Source organism: Streptomyces sp. NPDC054786, from assembly GCF_053611685.1.
The window spans coordinates 199667-213782 of sequence record NZ_JBSHAW010000002.1 but is presented as its reverse complement, the minus strand read 5'-3'; the positions used below and the strand labels follow the sequence as shown (position 1 = coordinate 213782).

15 protein-coding genes are annotated in these 14116 nt (G+C 73.3%); 2 read left to right on the top strand and 13 right to left on the bottom strand.

All coding sequences use genetic code 11. The features are described 5' to 3' along the window. The first annotated feature begins 426 nt into the window (after nt 1–426). Entirely contained in the window at nt 427–1638 is a 1212-nt protein-coding gene (locus ACWGI6_RS03360) for a class I SAM-dependent methyltransferase (RefSeq protein WP_453265886.1), read from the top strand. 7 nt (nt 1639–1645) lie between these two features. Here the strand turns inward: ACWGI6_RS03360 and ACWGI6_RS03355 are convergent, their stop codons facing one another. The 4 genes from ACWGI6_RS03355 to tsaB all read right to left on the bottom strand — a co-directional run bounded on the left by ACWGI6_RS03355 (nt 1646) and on the right by tsaB (nt 4581). Continuing rightward, nucleotides 1646–2011 carry a hypothetical protein gene (locus tag ACWGI6_RS03355; protein ID WP_393906355.1) on the bottom strand — a complete coding sequence of 122 codons (366 nt, stop codon included), beginning with the start codon at nt 2009–2011 and terminating at the stop codon, nt 1646–1648. Between the two features lie 121 nt (nt 2012–2132). Then, nucleotides 2133–3272 (bottom strand): tRNA (adenosine(37)-N6)-threonylcarbamoyltransferase complex transferase subunit TsaD, encoded by a 1140-nt coding sequence (tsaD, locus tag ACWGI6_RS03350; RefSeq protein ID WP_453265885.1) that lies wholly within the window; start codon nt 3270–3272, stop codon nt 2133–2135. A 5-nt stretch (nt 3273–3277) separates the two neighbouring features. Next, complete coding sequence (locus ACWGI6_RS03345) at nt 3278–3892, bottom strand: GNAT family N-acetyltransferase (RefSeq protein ID WP_453265884.1); 615 nt, start codon at nt 3890–3892, stop codon at nt 3278–3280. Then, nucleotides 3889–4581 (bottom strand): tRNA (adenosine(37)-N6)-threonylcarbamoyltransferase complex dimerization subunit type 1 TsaB, encoded by a 693-nt coding sequence (gene tsaB, locus ACWGI6_RS03340; RefSeq protein WP_453265883.1) that lies wholly within the window; start codon nt 4579–4581, stop codon nt 3889–3891. Before tsaB ends, ACWGI6_RS03345 begins: the two co-directional genes overlap by 4 nt. Before the next feature lie 140 nt (nt 4582–4721). On the opposite strand from tsaB, the gene ACWGI6_RS03335 reads away from it, so the two are divergent. Continuing rightward, nucleotides 4722–5291 (top strand): hypothetical protein, encoded by a 570-nt coding sequence (locus ACWGI6_RS03335; protein ID WP_453265882.1) that lies wholly within the window; start codon nt 4722–4724, stop codon nt 5289–5291. Between the two features lie 30 nt (nt 5292–5321). On the opposite strand, the gene ACWGI6_RS03330 is transcribed toward ACWGI6_RS03335, so the two are convergent. From ACWGI6_RS03330 to ACWGI6_RS03290, 9 genes are all read right to left on the bottom strand, one after another. Continuing rightward, complete coding sequence (locus ACWGI6_RS03330; RefSeq protein ID WP_453265881.1) at nt 5322–5579, bottom strand: hypothetical protein; 258 nt, start codon at nt 5577–5579, stop codon at nt 5322–5324. 219 nt (nt 5580–5798) lie between these two features. Further along, a complete protein-coding gene (gene tsaE / locus ACWGI6_RS03325; RefSeq protein ID WP_393906361.1) occupies nt 5799–6335 on the bottom strand; it encodes a tRNA (adenosine(37)-N6)-threonylcarbamoyltransferase complex ATPase subunit type 1 TsaE in 537 nt (178 codons plus the stop codon). Nucleotides 6336–6512: 177 nt separating this feature from the next. After that, nucleotides 6513–7847 (bottom strand): alpha/beta fold hydrolase, encoded by a 1335-nt coding sequence (locus ACWGI6_RS03320; protein WP_453265880.1) that lies wholly within the window; start codon nt 7845–7847, stop codon nt 6513–6515. Further along, on the bottom strand, nt 7844–9031 hold the full coding sequence (gene alr, locus ACWGI6_RS03315) for an alanine racemase (protein WP_453265879.1): 1188 nt from the start codon (nt 9029–9031) through the stop codon (nt 7844–7846). The genes ACWGI6_RS03320 and alr overlap by 4 nt, the downstream gene beginning before the upstream one ends. 59 nt (nt 9032–9090) lie before the next feature. Further along, nucleotides 9091–9921 (bottom strand): L,D-transpeptidase, encoded by an 831-nt coding sequence (locus tag ACWGI6_RS03310; RefSeq protein WP_453265878.1) that lies wholly within the window; start codon nt 9919–9921, stop codon nt 9091–9093. A 110-nt stretch (nt 9922–10031) separates the two neighbouring features. Next, the gene (locus tag ACWGI6_RS03305) at nt 10032–11456 is read right to left on the bottom strand and encodes an NAD(P)H-hydrate dehydratase (RefSeq protein ID WP_453265877.1); all 1425 of its coding nucleotides are present in this window, start codon (nt 11454–11456) and stop codon (nt 10032–10034) included. A 101-nt stretch (nt 11457–11557) separates the two neighbouring features. Beyond that, nucleotides 11558–11926: a holo-ACP synthase gene (locus ACWGI6_RS03300; protein WP_393906366.1), complete on the bottom strand. Its 369-nt coding sequence runs from the start codon at nt 11924–11926 to the stop codon at nt 11558–11560. Next, the gene (glmS, locus tag ACWGI6_RS03295) at nt 11923–13770 is read right to left on the bottom strand and encodes a glutamine--fructose-6-phosphate transaminase (isomerizing) (protein WP_453265876.1); all 1848 of its coding nucleotides are present in this window, start codon (nt 13768–13770) and stop codon (nt 11923–11925) included. The genes ACWGI6_RS03300 and glmS overlap by 4 nt, the downstream gene beginning before the upstream one ends. A gap of 25 nt (nt 13771–13795) precedes the next feature. After that, complete coding sequence (locus ACWGI6_RS03290) at nt 13796–14074, bottom strand: hypothetical protein (RefSeq protein WP_453265875.1); 279 nt, start codon at nt 14072–14074, stop codon at nt 13796–13798. Nucleotides 14075–14116: the final 42 nt, after the last annotated feature.

Below are 14116 nucleotides of genomic sequence, written 5' to 3'. Positions count from 1 at the left end.
ACGGCCCTACGGACTTCGTCCTTCGGTCCGTCCCCTCCCGTGGGTGGGTGGGAGAGGTGAGCGGGGGCGGGCGTTGTGTGTCCCGTTTCCCTGTGCTTGCGTCCACAGGGCGCGCCTGATCACTCACGCTTGCCCCCACCGGCCTCTTCCCACCCACCCACGGGAGGGGACGCGCCGCAGGACGGAGTCCGGAGGAGCGGCACCGCACCCGACAACACCACGCCCGCCGCAGGCGCAACGGCGAGACGGGGCACGGCGGGACAGTCGACAACGCGGGAAGGGCCGCAGGCGCAACGGCGAGACGGGACACGGCGGGACAGCCGACAACGCGGGAAGGGCCACAGGCGCAACGGCGGGACAGCCGACAACGCGGGGAGAGCCACAGGCGCGGCGGGACAGCCGACAACGTGGGGAGACAATGACACCGTGAACGACCTCGACACCTTCGTCGCCCTGCTCGCCCCGGAGGGGCAATCGCTGCTGGCCGAGCTGCGTGACCACGACCCGGCGGACGAACTGGCCACCGCGACCCGGCTGCGCCGCGATCACCCCGCGCCGCTGGTCTCCGCCGCGCTCGGCCAGGCCCGGCTGCGGCAGCGCGCGGCGGCGAAGTTCGGCGCGGACGCGCGGCTGATGTACTTCACGCCGAACGGCGTCGAGCAGTCCACCCGCGCCACGGTCGCCGCCCACCGCGCCGCCCGGCTCGCCGCACTGGGCATCCGTACGCTGGCCGATCTGTGCTGCGGCATCGGCGGCGACGCGATCGCGCTGGCCCGGGCCGGGATCCGGGTGCTGGCCGTCGACCGTGACCCGCTGGCCTGCGCCGCGGCCCGGGCCAACGCCGAGGTCCTGGGGCTCGCCGAGCTGATCGAGGTGCGCTGCGCGGATGTGACGGAGGTGGACACCGCCGGATATGACGCGGTGTTCGTGGATCCGGCGCGGCGCAGCAAGGCGAGGGGCGGCCGCATCTTCGATCCCGAGGCGTACTCGCCGCCGCTGTCGTGGGCCGTCGAGACGGCCCGTACGGCGCCGGTCGCGGCCCTGAAGATCGCGCCTGGGGTGCCGCACGACGCGCTGCCCGAGGACGCCGAGACGGAGTGGATCTCGGACGGCGGCGACGTCAAGGAGGCCGTGGTGTGGTTCGGCACGGCGGAGGGCGGGGCGGCCCGGCCCACGCCGGGCGGCCGCCGCGCCACTCTGCTCCCGGCCGGGGACTCCCTGCTCGGCGCCGGGCTGCCGGACCCCGAGCCGGGGCCGGTCGGGGACTGGCTGTACGAGCCGGACGGGGCGGTGATCCGCGCCCATCTCGTCGCGGATGTCGCCCGGCAGATCGGCGGGCGGCTGATCGATCCGACGATCGCGTACCTCACTGCGGACCGCCTGGCCGAGACGCCGTATGCGACCGCCTACGCGATCACCGATGTGCTGCCGTTCCACGTCAAGAAGCTCAAGGCGCTGCTGCGGGAGCGCGAGGTCGGGATCGCGGTGATCAAGAAGCGTGGCTCGGCGGTGGAGCCGGAGGAGCTGCGCAAGAAGCTGAAGCTCGGCGGCGGCCGCAACTCCTGCACGATCTTCCTGACCCGGGTCGACGGCGCCCCCACGATGCTGCTGGGGCACCCGGCGGCGGACGCGCCCTGACCGGTGTTCACGCCAGGTCGGTGAGGTCCTCGGCGTAGATCTGGGAGAGCGGCTGCGGGCCGACGTACTGCTGGCAGGTGCACTGGCCCGCCTCGTACTGCACCGGCTTGTGGTCGGCGTCCCAGGCGACCGCCACCTCCACCAGCTCATGACACTTGCCCTTTTTGTCATGCTTGGCGAGGTGGTGGGTGCAGCCGCACACCGGCTGCGGTGGCTGCTGCGCGGCGGCCAGCTCGTGCCGCTCCTGACGGGCGGTCTTCAGCCGCTCCATCTTGCGTTCGTGCCGCGTACGCAGCGCCGTACGGGCGGTGTCGGCGACCTTCGCGAAGCCGCCCGCCATGAAGAAGATGAAGACCCACCAGAACCAGTCCACAGCCTGCCGCCTCCCCACGTGCGCGCCCGGTGCTGCAGTCAGGGTAAGACCTCGGGGCGGAGGGGCGGGCCAGGGGAGGCGCGAGGACTCGCAGAACGACAAAACGAGCCCTCGCCCGGCCTCAGGAGTAGAGGTTGTGCTTGCTCATCTCGTGGACGTGGTCGTGGTCATGGTGGTGGGCGGCCGCGGCGGGCGGGTCATCGGGAACCTCACCGGGCACATGCGGTTCGGTGACCGGCAGGGACGAGTCGGCGGAGAGGTCCCAGGCGGAGGCCGACCGGCCCCGTGCCACCATCTCCGCGCCCAGGGCGGCGACCATCGCGCCGTTGTCGGTGCACAGCTTGGGCCGCGGCACCCGCAGGGTGATTCCGGCGTCCTCGCAGCGGCGCGCGGCCATCGCCCGCAGCCGGGAGTTGGCCGCGACCCCGCCGCCGATCATCAGGTGGTCCACGCCGTTGTCCTTGCAGGCCCGGACGGCCTTACGGGTCAGCACATCCACCACGGCCTCCTGGAAGGACGCCGAGACATCCGCCACCGGCACCTGCTCGCCGGCCGCCCGCTTGGCCTCGATCCAGCGGGCGACGGCCGTCTTCAGGCCGGAGAAGGAGAAGTCGTAGATCGGGTCGCGGGGTCCGGTCAGCCCGCGCGGGAAGCGGATCGCGTCCGGGTTGCCCTCGCGGGCGTAGCGGTCGATGACCGGGCCGCCGGGGAAGCCGAGGTTCAGCACCCGCGCGATCTTGTCGAACGCCTCGCCCGCCGCGTCGTCGATCGTCGAGCCCAGCGGCCGGACGTCGGAGGTGATGTCCGGGGCCAGCAGCAGCGACGAGTGGCCGCCGCTCACCAGCAGCGCCATCGTCGGCTCCGGCAGCGGGCCGTGCTCCAGCTGGTCGACGCAGATGTGCGAGGCGAGGTGGTTGACGCCGTACAGCGGCTTGCCGAGGGCGTAGGCGTACGCCTTGGCGGCCGAGACACCGACCAGCAGCGCGCCGGCCAGGCCCGGTCCCGCGGTGACCGCGATCCCGTCCAGGTCGGAGGCCGCGACCCCGGCGTCCTTCAACGCCCGCTGGATGGTGGGAACCATCGCCTCCAGGTGGGCGCGCGAGGCCACCTCCGGCACCACACCTCCGAAGCGCGCATGCTCGTCGACGCTGGAGGCGACCGCGTCGGCGAGGAGGGTGTGGCCGCGGACGATGCCGACGCCGGTCTCGTCGCAGGAGGTCTCGATGCCGAGGACGAGCGGTCCGCCGCGTGAGTCAGCCATGAGTGTCAAGTTCCTTGTACGGAGGGTGCTTCGGAGGAGGTCTGGGTGGTGCGGCGCATGACGAGGGCGTCGATGTTGCCGGGCTGGTAGTAGCCGCGGCGGAAACCGATCGGCTCGAAGCCGAAGCGCTCGTAGAGGCGCTGGGCGCGAAGGTTGTCGACCCGCACCTCCAGCAGCACCTCGTGGCATTCGAAGTCCGTTGCGGCACCGAGGAGTTCGGTCAGCAGCCGGGCGCCGAGGCCGGTGCCCCACTGGTCGCGGGCGGTCGCGATGGTCTGGATGTCGCCGGTGCCGTCGACGGCGGCCAGGCCGCCGTAGCCGACCAGCCGGCCCGCCCGCCCGTCGCCCGACCGCCGCCCCTCATCGGCGCCGCTGCGCGGCGGCACCTCCAATTCGGCGACGAGGTAGCGGCGGGTGGCGTACGGCCCGCGCGCATGGGCCAGCTCGGACCAGAACATGCCCGGCGACCAGGCGTCCTCGGGGAAGAGCTCCCGCTCCAGCTCCAGCACCGGCGCGAGGTCCCACCAGCGCATCTCGCGCAGCACCGCGGCGGGCTGCGGGGTACCACCGCGCGGCGGAGCCGCCGAGGGGCGCTGGTCGGGCGACGGGCGGGTGGTCACTGGGGAGTGACCACCTTGTAGTTGGCGGGCACCTGGGCATCCGGGCGGCGCAGATACATCGGCTGCGGGGGCGGCAGCTCCTCGCCGGCGGCCAGCTTCCCGGCGGCCAGCGCGGCCAGCGCCCCGGCGGACTGGTGCTCGGGGGCCTCGCGCCGTACGCCGGTGAAGACCGTGTCGTAGAGCAGTGCGCCCGCGCCCACGGCGGGGACGCCGGCCACCTGGTCGGCGATGTCCGCGGGACGGTCGACGGAGGGCTCGGTCAGGCGGGTGATCGTGCGGGGCGCGGCGGAGTCGCTCGTCGAGGGGCCGGCCGCGTAGCGCGCCCAGTAGACCTCCTTGCGGCGGGCGTCGGTGGCCACGACGAACGGCTCGGTGAGTCCGGAGGCATGGGCGAGGCCGTCCAGGGTGCACAGGCCGTGGACGGGTACGCCGAGCGCCGCCCCGAAGGTCGCGGCGGTCACCAGGCCGACCCGCAGCCCGGTGTACGGTCCCGGGCCCACGCCGACCACGATGTCGCTGACCGCGTCGAGTTTCAGGCCGGCCTCGGCCAGCACCCGGTCGACGGCGGGCAGCAGCAGCTCGCCGTGCCGGCGCGCGTCCACCTGGCGGGACTCGGCGAGGACCCGGGTGCCGTCGTGGAGCGCGACGGTGACGGCGGGGGTGGCGGTGTCAAGAGCTAGCAGCAGCACGTCCTTAAGACTACGGCTCGGCCGGTGGTATCTGTCGCGGTGCTACCGTCGCCCCCGTAGCCCAGCAGCAAGCAGCCCGGCATTCCAAGGCCCGGGGCTCCCCGCCGACGGCAGGGAGAGGGAGGAAAGGTGGCACAGCGGTGCCCGCTAAGAGCAGCATGATCGTCACCGCGCTGACCACGGCTGCCGTGGTCGTGGTCGGTGTGCTCGGCTACCAGGCCGCGGCGTCCGCCCCGGACACCCTCACCCAGGCCCGCAAGGACAGCCACCGCAACGCGCCCAAGAGCCGCCCGGAGCGCAGCGGCAAGAAGGACAAGGCCCCCGCTCCTGCCGAGGTCCCCGCGGCGTCCGGCAAGGGCCGGCGGATCGTCTACTCGCTCGACGCCAAGCGGGTCTGGCTGGTCGGCGGGAACGACAAGGCGCAGCGGACGTTCACGATCGCGCCGAGCACGGTGAGCCCACCGCTGGGGCAGTACGCGGTCGGCTCGCGCTCGGTGAGCGTCACGGGCTCGGACGGCATCGCGATCGAGCATGTGGTGCGGTTCGCCGATGTGGACGGCGTCACCGTCGGCTTCAGCGCGGCCGTCGACGGCTCCATGCCCCGGGCGGACTCGTCGAAGAAGACCGGCGGCATCCGTGAGTCGCGGGCCGACGGCAAGGCGATGTGGGACTTCGCACTGCACGGCACCAAGGTCGTCGTGGTCTCCTGACCGCGCGGCCCGTCCATTCGCCCCTATGGGCTACGCCGCGTCGCGGCCTCCGGTGGACGCGGTCCCGGCCTCGCCCTCCGCTTCCGGCCCGTCCGCCGGCTTCGCGGGCTTGCCCTGACGGGCTTCCTCGGCGCCGGGCGGCGTGGAGACGACGCTGGCCGCGGCGCACGCCGCCAGCAGTTCATTCATGGTCGGCGTCTCGCGCGCCTCATGCTCGGCGCGCCCGGCCGCCACGATGGGGGTGCTCCCGCGCCCTTCAGACGTGGGGGAGGGCTGGTGGGCCGACATGGACGCCTCCCGGGGCTCCTGGGACGAGCGACAGACGCTGGGCTCGCTACTTAGGCTGACCTAACTGGGGTCTCCACCCATGTCACCACGCCCGGCACCAGGTATGCAACATCTTACCGACGGCTTGTCGGAAACTACCGGACGGGGATGGCCGGATCGGAGACCGGCCGGGCCGCTGCCCGAGCCGCCTCCAACGCCGTCAGCACGCCTCCGACGGCGTCAGCAGGTCTCCAGCGCGGGCAGGCCGGCATCCGCCCAGCGCGCACCGAGGCCGGTGACCGTCACCTCGCGCACATCGTCCACACCCTCTGCCAGTGCCCCGTCCGCACCGCCCGGCGCCTCGGCTCCCACGGCGCGCCCGATGACCACATGCAGCCGGTCCTCGGACAGCTCCTCGACCTTGCCCTCGCCCCACTCCACGATCACCACCGACTCCGGCAGCGAGACATCGAGGTCCAGGTCCTCCATCTCGTCCAGCCCGCCGCCGAGCCGGTACGCGTCGACGTGCACCAGCGCGGGGCCGCCGGTCAGCGAGGGGTGCACCCGGGCGATGACGAAGGTGGGCGAGGTCACGGCGCCGCGCACGCCCAGCCCCTCCCCCAGGCCGCGGGTCAGCGTCGTCTTGCCCGCGCCCAGCTCACCGGTGAGCAGAACCAGGTCGCCGGGGCGCAGCAGCGGGGCCAGCCGACGACCCAACTCCTGCATCTGTTCGGGGGACTTGACGGTCACGTGCGCAATCGCTCCGGTGGTGCTCATGCCGCAAATGGTACGTCCCGCCCGTCACCCGGCCACCGCCCCTCGACGACGCCGCTGCGGGGCGGCGGACCTGCCCCGTCGCCCGGCCCGGCCCCTCGGCGGCGCCGCCGTACCCCGGCGGAGCTGCCGCGACGGTCTGCCGGGGGGCATCGCGGCCCCCGGCAGACCCCCGGCGTCTCAGGCGCGGGCGTGCCGCGAGCTGCGGGCCGCCGCGCTCGCCCGCTCCACCAGCGACACCAGATGCTCATTGACCAGCTCGGGACGCTCCAGCATCACCAGATGCCCGGCGCCCGGGACACACACCAGCTCCGCGTCGGGCAGCATCTCGGTGATCGTCCGGCTGTGGTCGGCGGGAGTGATCAGATCGCTCTCCCCGGCGAGCACCAGCGCGGGCACCGCGTCGTACGCCACCAGCGCCTCGGTCTTGTCGTGCACCGCGAACGCCGGGAAGAACTCGGCGACCACATCGATCGGGGTCGCCTCGATCAGCCGCTCGCCGAACCGCGCGATACCCGGGTCCACCTTCTCCGGCGTCCCGAACGAATACCGCTTGATCAGCCCCGCGAAGAGGTCGGCGGTGGCCCGCCGCCCGCGCTCGACGATCTCCCGCTGCCAGCCCAGCGCCTTGAGGACGCCCGGCGCGAGCCAGTGGAAGGCCTTGACGCCCATGGACGGCAGCCCGAAGCCGACCTCGCTGAGCCGGCCGGCGGAGGTGCCGATCAGGGCCACCCCGACCACCCGCTCCGCGACGTACTCGGGGAACTGGTCGGCCAGCGCCATCACCGTCATCCCGCCCATGGAGTGCCCGACCAGCACGATCGGCCCCTCGGGGACCGCGGCGTCCAGCACCGCCTTCAGATCCCGGCCCAGCAGGTCGATGGTGACCGGTTCCGTGCCGTCGATCTGGCCGTGGCCGCGCGACGAGCGGCCGTGGCTGCGCTGGTCCCAGTGGACGGTGCGCACCGTGCCGCGCAGCGCCGACCGCTGGAAGTGCCAGGAGTCCTGGCTCAGGCAGTAGCCGTGGCTGAACACGACGGTGGGGGCCACGGAGCGCCGCCCGAGCGCCGCGGTCAGCCGCTTGCGCAGACCTCCCTGGGCCTCCTGCGCGGCGCGGGCCTCCTTGCCGCGGACCGGCTTGGCGGACCGGTCGTGCTTGCCGTGTTTGCCGTGCTTGCCGTTCACCGCCGGCTTGGCGGCCCCGTCGTCCTTCTCCGGCGGGCCCGGCTCGTCGACCTCGTAGTACAGCTCGGTGCCGTCCTCGGCGATCGCGGCGCCCGGAGTGCCGCGCAGCGTGCCGTACGGGCCGGACGCGTCCAGCGCGAGCCGGGCGCGGCGCCGCATCCCGCGGCCGACCGTCATCCGCTCTATCGCCACACCGGCCGCGGCACCCGCAGCGACCACACCGATTGCCGCACCGGCGACACCGGCGTGCCGGCCCGCCCGCGCCCAGTTGCCGGCCACCTCGGCCGCCGTCTCGACCGCCTGCGCGGCGGCTTCCTGTCCCTCGGTCATGCCGTACCCCCCGTGAGCGCGCTGTCTCCTTCGGCTTCGGTCCGTGTGCCGCTGTCCACATAGACGCGTGGCACCCGGGATCCGATCCGGGTGACGATTTCATAGCCGATGGTTCCGGCCACGCGGGCCCAGTCCTCCGCGGTCGGCTCACCGCGGTCCCCGGGGCCGAACAGCACCGCCGGATCGCCCGGCTCGGCGCTGTCGCCGCCCAGGTCGACCACGAACTGGTCCATCGCGATCCGCCCGGCGACCGTCCGCCACTTGCCGGCGACCAGCACGGGGCCGGCGCCGGAGGCGTGCCGCGGGATGCCGTCGGCGTAGCCGAGCGGAACCAGCGCCAGGGTGGTCTCGCCGGGCGTCGTGTACTGGTGCCCGTACGACACGCCGTGGCCGCCCGGGACGCGCTTGACCGACGCGAGCGCGGCCTCCAGGGTCATCGCCGGCCGCAGCCCGAAGTCCTGGGACGTACCGAGCTCGGGGCTGGGCGAGATGCCGTAGATGCCGATGCCGGCGCGGACCAGGTCGAAGTGCGCCTCGGGCAGCGTCAACAGCGCCGGGGTGTTGGCGATATGCCGTACCTCGGGGCGCAGCCCGGCCGTCTCGGCGGTCTTCAACGCCTCGTGGAAGACGTCCAGCTGGGCGGCGATCGAGGGGTGGCCGGGCTCGTCGGCGCAGGCGAAGTGCGACCAGACGCCGGTGACGGTCAGTGTGCCCTCGGCCTCGGCGGCGCGGGCCGCGGCGGTCAGTTCCGGCCAGTCGGCGGGCTGGCAGCCGTTGCGGCCGAGGCCGGTGTCGACCTTGAGCTGGACACGGGCGGTGCGACCGCACGCCCGGGCCGCCGCGGTCACCTCGCGCAGCGCCCACAGCCCGCTCACCGCGACGTCGATGTCCTCCTCGACGGCCCGTTGCCAGGGGCCGCCCGGCGTCCACAGCCAGCACATCAGCCGCCCGGTGTCACCGGCCGCACGCAGCGCGAACGCCTCCTCGGGCAGCGCCGTGCCCAGCCAGCCCGCGCCGGCCTCACGGGCGGCGCGCGCGCAGCGCACCGCCCCGTGTCCATAGCCGTCGGACTTGACCACGGCCATCAGCTCTGCCCGGGGTGCACGGTCCCGCAGCGCACGGACGTTCGACCGCACGGCGGCGACGTCGATGGCGGCACGGGCACGCTTCGCTGTCTCGTTCATCCCCCTCAGTGTCGCAGGCGAGGTTGCGGCGCCCCGGGGGACGGGCGGGGAAACCGTGCTCACACGCCGGGTTTCCGCCCCCAGACGTACACGATGTCCTGCTTCTTCAGCAGATCCCACAGCTTCTGTGCATCCGTCCATGTGAGATTGACGCAGCCGTGCGAGCCGGGCCCCTGGTAGATGTCGTCGTAGACGGCATGCAGTGCCTCCCCGCGGTCGAAGAACTGCGCGAACGGCATGGACGTGTGGTAAAGGTTGGAAATGTGCCTTCTGTGCCGTAGATAGATCCGGTACGTACCGGTACGGGTCTCCATCGTCGGCGCACCGGAGCGGATCGCCACCGGGTCGAAGATCACCCGCCCGTCCTGCTGCACCCACAGCAGCTGCCGGTTCAGATCGACACACACGGTCCGCTCACGACGGTCGGGGCAGTGACCGGCCCGGTTGGGGTCCTTCTTGGCCCGCATCAGCCGCACCATCGCCCCCGTGACCGACCCCGCGAATCCGGACGCCGGCACAATGCGGTGCGCCTGCTGGAACCGCCGGATCGCCCGGCAGTCCCCCGCGCTCTGCCGCCCGTCCACCTCCCGCCGCAGATAGCGCTCCGTCTGCCGCTGGTAGGGCCCGGTGGACCGGCTGCACGCCACCGACCTGGTGCCGTGGTGCACCACCTCGGACTGCGGCACGTACTCGATGTGCCACTGCGTCCCGCGCGCCGGTGCCCGGCCGGACGTCTCGCGCGAGACACCGGGAACCAGGCCGGCGACCGCGTACGAGACGGGCTCGGCAACCGCGCGCGAGACGGGCGACGGTGCCACGGCCACCGCGGGCGGCCCGGCGACAACGAGCAGCAAGGCGCAGACCAGCAGCGCCGGAAGAGTGCGTTTCATGCCCTCACGCATGCCGTGGCCACGCGGCCGTACCGCCCGCCGACCGCCAGGTTCGCCCTGGTGCCCGCCCCATTCCCCCGCCGGGCGTAACGCCGGCCGGTCTGTTTCTGTCAGCCCGTCACATCCCGCCAGGCCGCGGCCAGATGGCCCGCAACGTCCGAGGCCAGGATCGGCGCGCCGGCCGGCCCGGCGGCCTGCCGGGCCGCCAGCCCGTGCAGATAGGCGCCGACCGACCCCGCGTCACGCGCGGTGAGTCCCGCGGCGAGCAACGACCCCGTCACCCCCGACAGCACGTCCCCACTCCCGGCCGTCGCCAGCCAGCTGGTCCCCGTGGGGTTGACCCGCACCGGCCCATCCGCCTCCGCCACCAGCGTCGTCGAGCCTTTGAGCAGCACCGTGGCGCCGTACCGCGCCGCCAACTCCCGTACGGATGCCAGCCGTGCCGCCTCGACCTCCTCGCGTCCGCGTCCGAGCAGTGCGGCGGCCTCCCCCGCATGGGGCGTCAGCAGGGTCTCGGCCGTGCGCTCCGCGACCCGCTGCGGCGTCAGGAACCGCAGCCCGTCCGCGTCCACCAGCACCGGAACCTCCGCGGCCAGCACGTCGTCCAGCGCCTCCGATTCCTCGCCGATGCCCGGACCGATGACCCACGACTGCACCCGGCCCGCCTTGTCCGGCGGCCCGGCATGCACCAGCGTCTCCGGAAAGTGCGCCAGCACCGCCTCGGCGGCCGGCCCGACATAGCGCACGGCCCCCGCGCCGCCCCGCAACGCACCCGCCACCGCGAGCACCGCCGCCCCCGGATACCGCGCGGACCCCGCGACCACCCCGACCACACCCCGCCGGTACTTGTCGCTCTCGGGTGCCGGGCGCGGCAGCAGATCGGCCACGTCCGCATGCTGCAGCGCCTCCGCCTCGGCCTCCTCCGGCAGCGTGAGCCCGATGTCCACCAGCCGCAGCGCCCCCGCCCGCTCCCGCGCCGGATCGATCAGCAGCCCCGGTTTGTACGCCCCGAACGTCACCGTCGCGTCGGCCCGTACGGCCTCCCCGCGCACCTCACCGCTGTCCGCATCCACACCACTGGGCAGATCGACGGCCACCACCGGAGCCGACTCCCACGCCGCACGCGCCAGTTGTGCCGCCTCCGGGCGCAGCCCGCCCCGCCCCCCGATCCCGACGATCCCGTCCACGACCAGATCGGCCCGCGCGATGTCCCCCCGCGCATCGGCCGAGACCCGCCCCCCGGCCGCCCGCAGCGCGGCGAGCCCGCCCTGGTGGGCCCGTTCGGGCGAGAGCAGCACCGCCACCACCCCGGCTCCCCGCCGCGCCAGCCGGGCACCGGCGTACAGCGCGTCCCCGCCGTTGTCGCCGCTGCCCACCAGCAGCACCACCCGGGCTCCGTACACCCGCCCCACCAACTCCGCACAGGCAACGGCCAGTCCGGCCGCCGCCCGCTGCATCAGGGCCCCTTCGGGCAACCGGGCCATGAGCTCTCGCTCCGCGGCCCGCACGGTCTCCACGCTGTAGGCAGTCCTCATACCGACAAGTCTCGCCCCTCGCCCGCGGGGTGCGGGGGATTTCCCCTCCCCGCAAAGACGGCGCCCGCCCACCGGCGAGCGGGGACGGGCGCCACAGGGCCTCACGCCTCGGCGATCACCACGGCGGAGGCGACCCCCGCGTCATGGCTCAGCGATACGTGCCACGTACGGACCCCGAGCTCCTTCGCGCGTGCCTCGACGGTCCCGCGCACCCGCAGCCGCGGCTGCCCGCTGTCCTCGACGTACACCTCGGCATCGGTCCAGTGCAGCCCGCCTGGTGCCCCGAGCGCCTTGGCCACCGCCTCCTTGGCGGCGAACCGCGCCGCCAGCGAGGCGATGCCGCGACGCTCACCGCTGGGCAGCATCAGCTCCTCCTCGATGAACAGCCGCTGCGCCAGCTCCGGCGTACGCTCCAGCGCCGCGCCGAAGCGCTCGATCTCGGCGACATCGATCCCGACCCCGATGATCACTCCACCGTCACCGACTTGGCGAGGTTGCGCGGCTGGTCGACCTCGTTGCCGCGGGCGGTGGCCAGCTCGCAGGCGAACACCTGCAGCGGGACCGTGGACACCAGCGGTTGCAGCAGCACCGGCGTCCGCGGAATCCGCACGAGATGATCGGCGTACGGCACCACCGTCTCGTCGCCCTCCTCCGCGATCACGATCGTCCGTGCGCCCCGGGCCCGGATCTCCTGGATGTTCGACACGATCTTGTCGTGCAGTACGGAGCGGCCGCGTGGCGACGGCACGACCACCACCACCGGCAGATCGTCCTCGATCAGCGCGATCGGCCCGTGCTTGAGCTCCCCGGCCGCAAAGCCCTCGGCGTGCATGTACGCGAGCTCCTTGAGCTTCAGCGCGCCCTCCAGCGCCACCGGATAGCCCACGTGCCGGCCGAGGAACAGCACGGTGTTCTTGTCGGCGAGGGAGCGCGCCAGCGCCCGTACCGGCTCCATCGTCCCGAGCACCTGCTCGACCTGGGTGCCGATGGCCGCCAGTTCGCGCACCACGGCCCGGATCTCGTCGCCCCACTTCGTGCCCCGTACCTGCGCGACGTACAGCGCCACCAGGTAACAGGCCACCAACTGGGTCAGAAACGCCTTCGTGGAGGCCACCGCGACCTCGGGCCCGGCGTGCGTGTACAGCACCGCGTCCGACTCCCGCGGGATGGTCGAGCCGTTGGTGTTGCAGATGGCGAGCACCTTCGCGCCCTGCTCGCGCGCATGGCGCAGCGCCATCAGGGTGTCCATGGTCTCGCCGGACTGGCTGATGGCGATGACCAGCGTGTGCCGGTCCAGGATCGGGTCGCGGTAGCGGAATTCGCTGGCCAGCTCGGTCTCGCAGGGGATCCGGGTCCAGTGCTCGATCGCGTACTTGGCGATCATCCCCGCGTGGTACGCCGTCCCGCACGCCACGATGACGACCTTGTCGACCTCGCGCAGCACCGCGGGCGGGATCCGCACCTCGTCCAGGGACAGCACCCCCGAGGCGTCGATCCGGCCCAGCAGGGTGTCCGCCACGGCCTTCGGCTGCTCGGCGATCTCCTTGAGCATGAAGTAGTCGTAGCCGCCCTTCTCGGCGGCCGAGGCGTCCCAGTCGACGTGGTACTCGCGTACCTGCGCGGGCGCGCCGTCGAAGTCGGTGACCGTCACCCCGTCCCGGCGCAGCTCCACGACCTGGTCCTGGCCCAGCTCGATCGCCTCCCGGGTGTGCGCGATGAACGCCGCCACATCCGAGGCGAGGAACGCCTCGCCGTCCCCGACCCCCACCACCAGCGGCGAGTTCCGGCGCGCCCCGACCACCACGTCCGGCTCATCGGCGTGCACCGCGACCAGCGTGAACGCGCCCTCCAGCAGCCCGCACACCTGACGCATCGCCTCGGCCAGCTCACCGCAGGACGAGTAGGCCTCGGCGAGCAGATGCGCCACGACCTCGGTGTCCGTCTCGGACGTCAACTCGTGCCCGCGGTCGGTGAGTTCGGCGCGCAGTCCGGCGAAGTTCTCGATGATGCCGTTGTGCACGACGGAGACCCGGCCGGCGTTGTCCAGATGCGGATGGGCGTTCTCGTCGGTGGGGGCACCGTGGGTGGCCCACCGGGTGTGCCCGATACCGGTCGAGCCGGCCGGCAGCGGACGGTCCGCCAGCTCCTTCTCCAGATTGGCGAGTTTGCCGGCTTTCTTGGCCGCTGCCAGCCCGCCATCGGCCAGCACGGCGACACCCGCCGAGTCATAGCCGCGGTACTCCAGCCGCTTCAGCCCGGCCAGGACGACGTCAAGGGCGCTCTGCCCGCCCACATATCCCACGATTCCGCACATGAAGGCAGCGTACGCCGCGGGCCGATCAATACCCTCGCGCTATCCGGTGGTGTGCCTCACGCACCGTCTCCAGGAACTCCTCGTCCGCCTCCGCGTCCGCCCCGGGACCGCCGCCCGGCTCATGACGCTCCAGGAAATCGGCGAGGTCCTCCCCCAGATCCTCGTCCGGCAGTTCCTCCGCCAGCTCGGCGTACACCCGCGCGGCGAATCCGTCCGATGCGGCATCCGCCCCCCGGCCGCCGGTCGCGCTTCCCGTTCTCCCCCACGGCCGCTGTCCCAGCAGACCGGCCCTACGCGCTCGCACCCGCACCCCCTGATTCGTCCACGGCCCGCAGTCGGGCCGCTC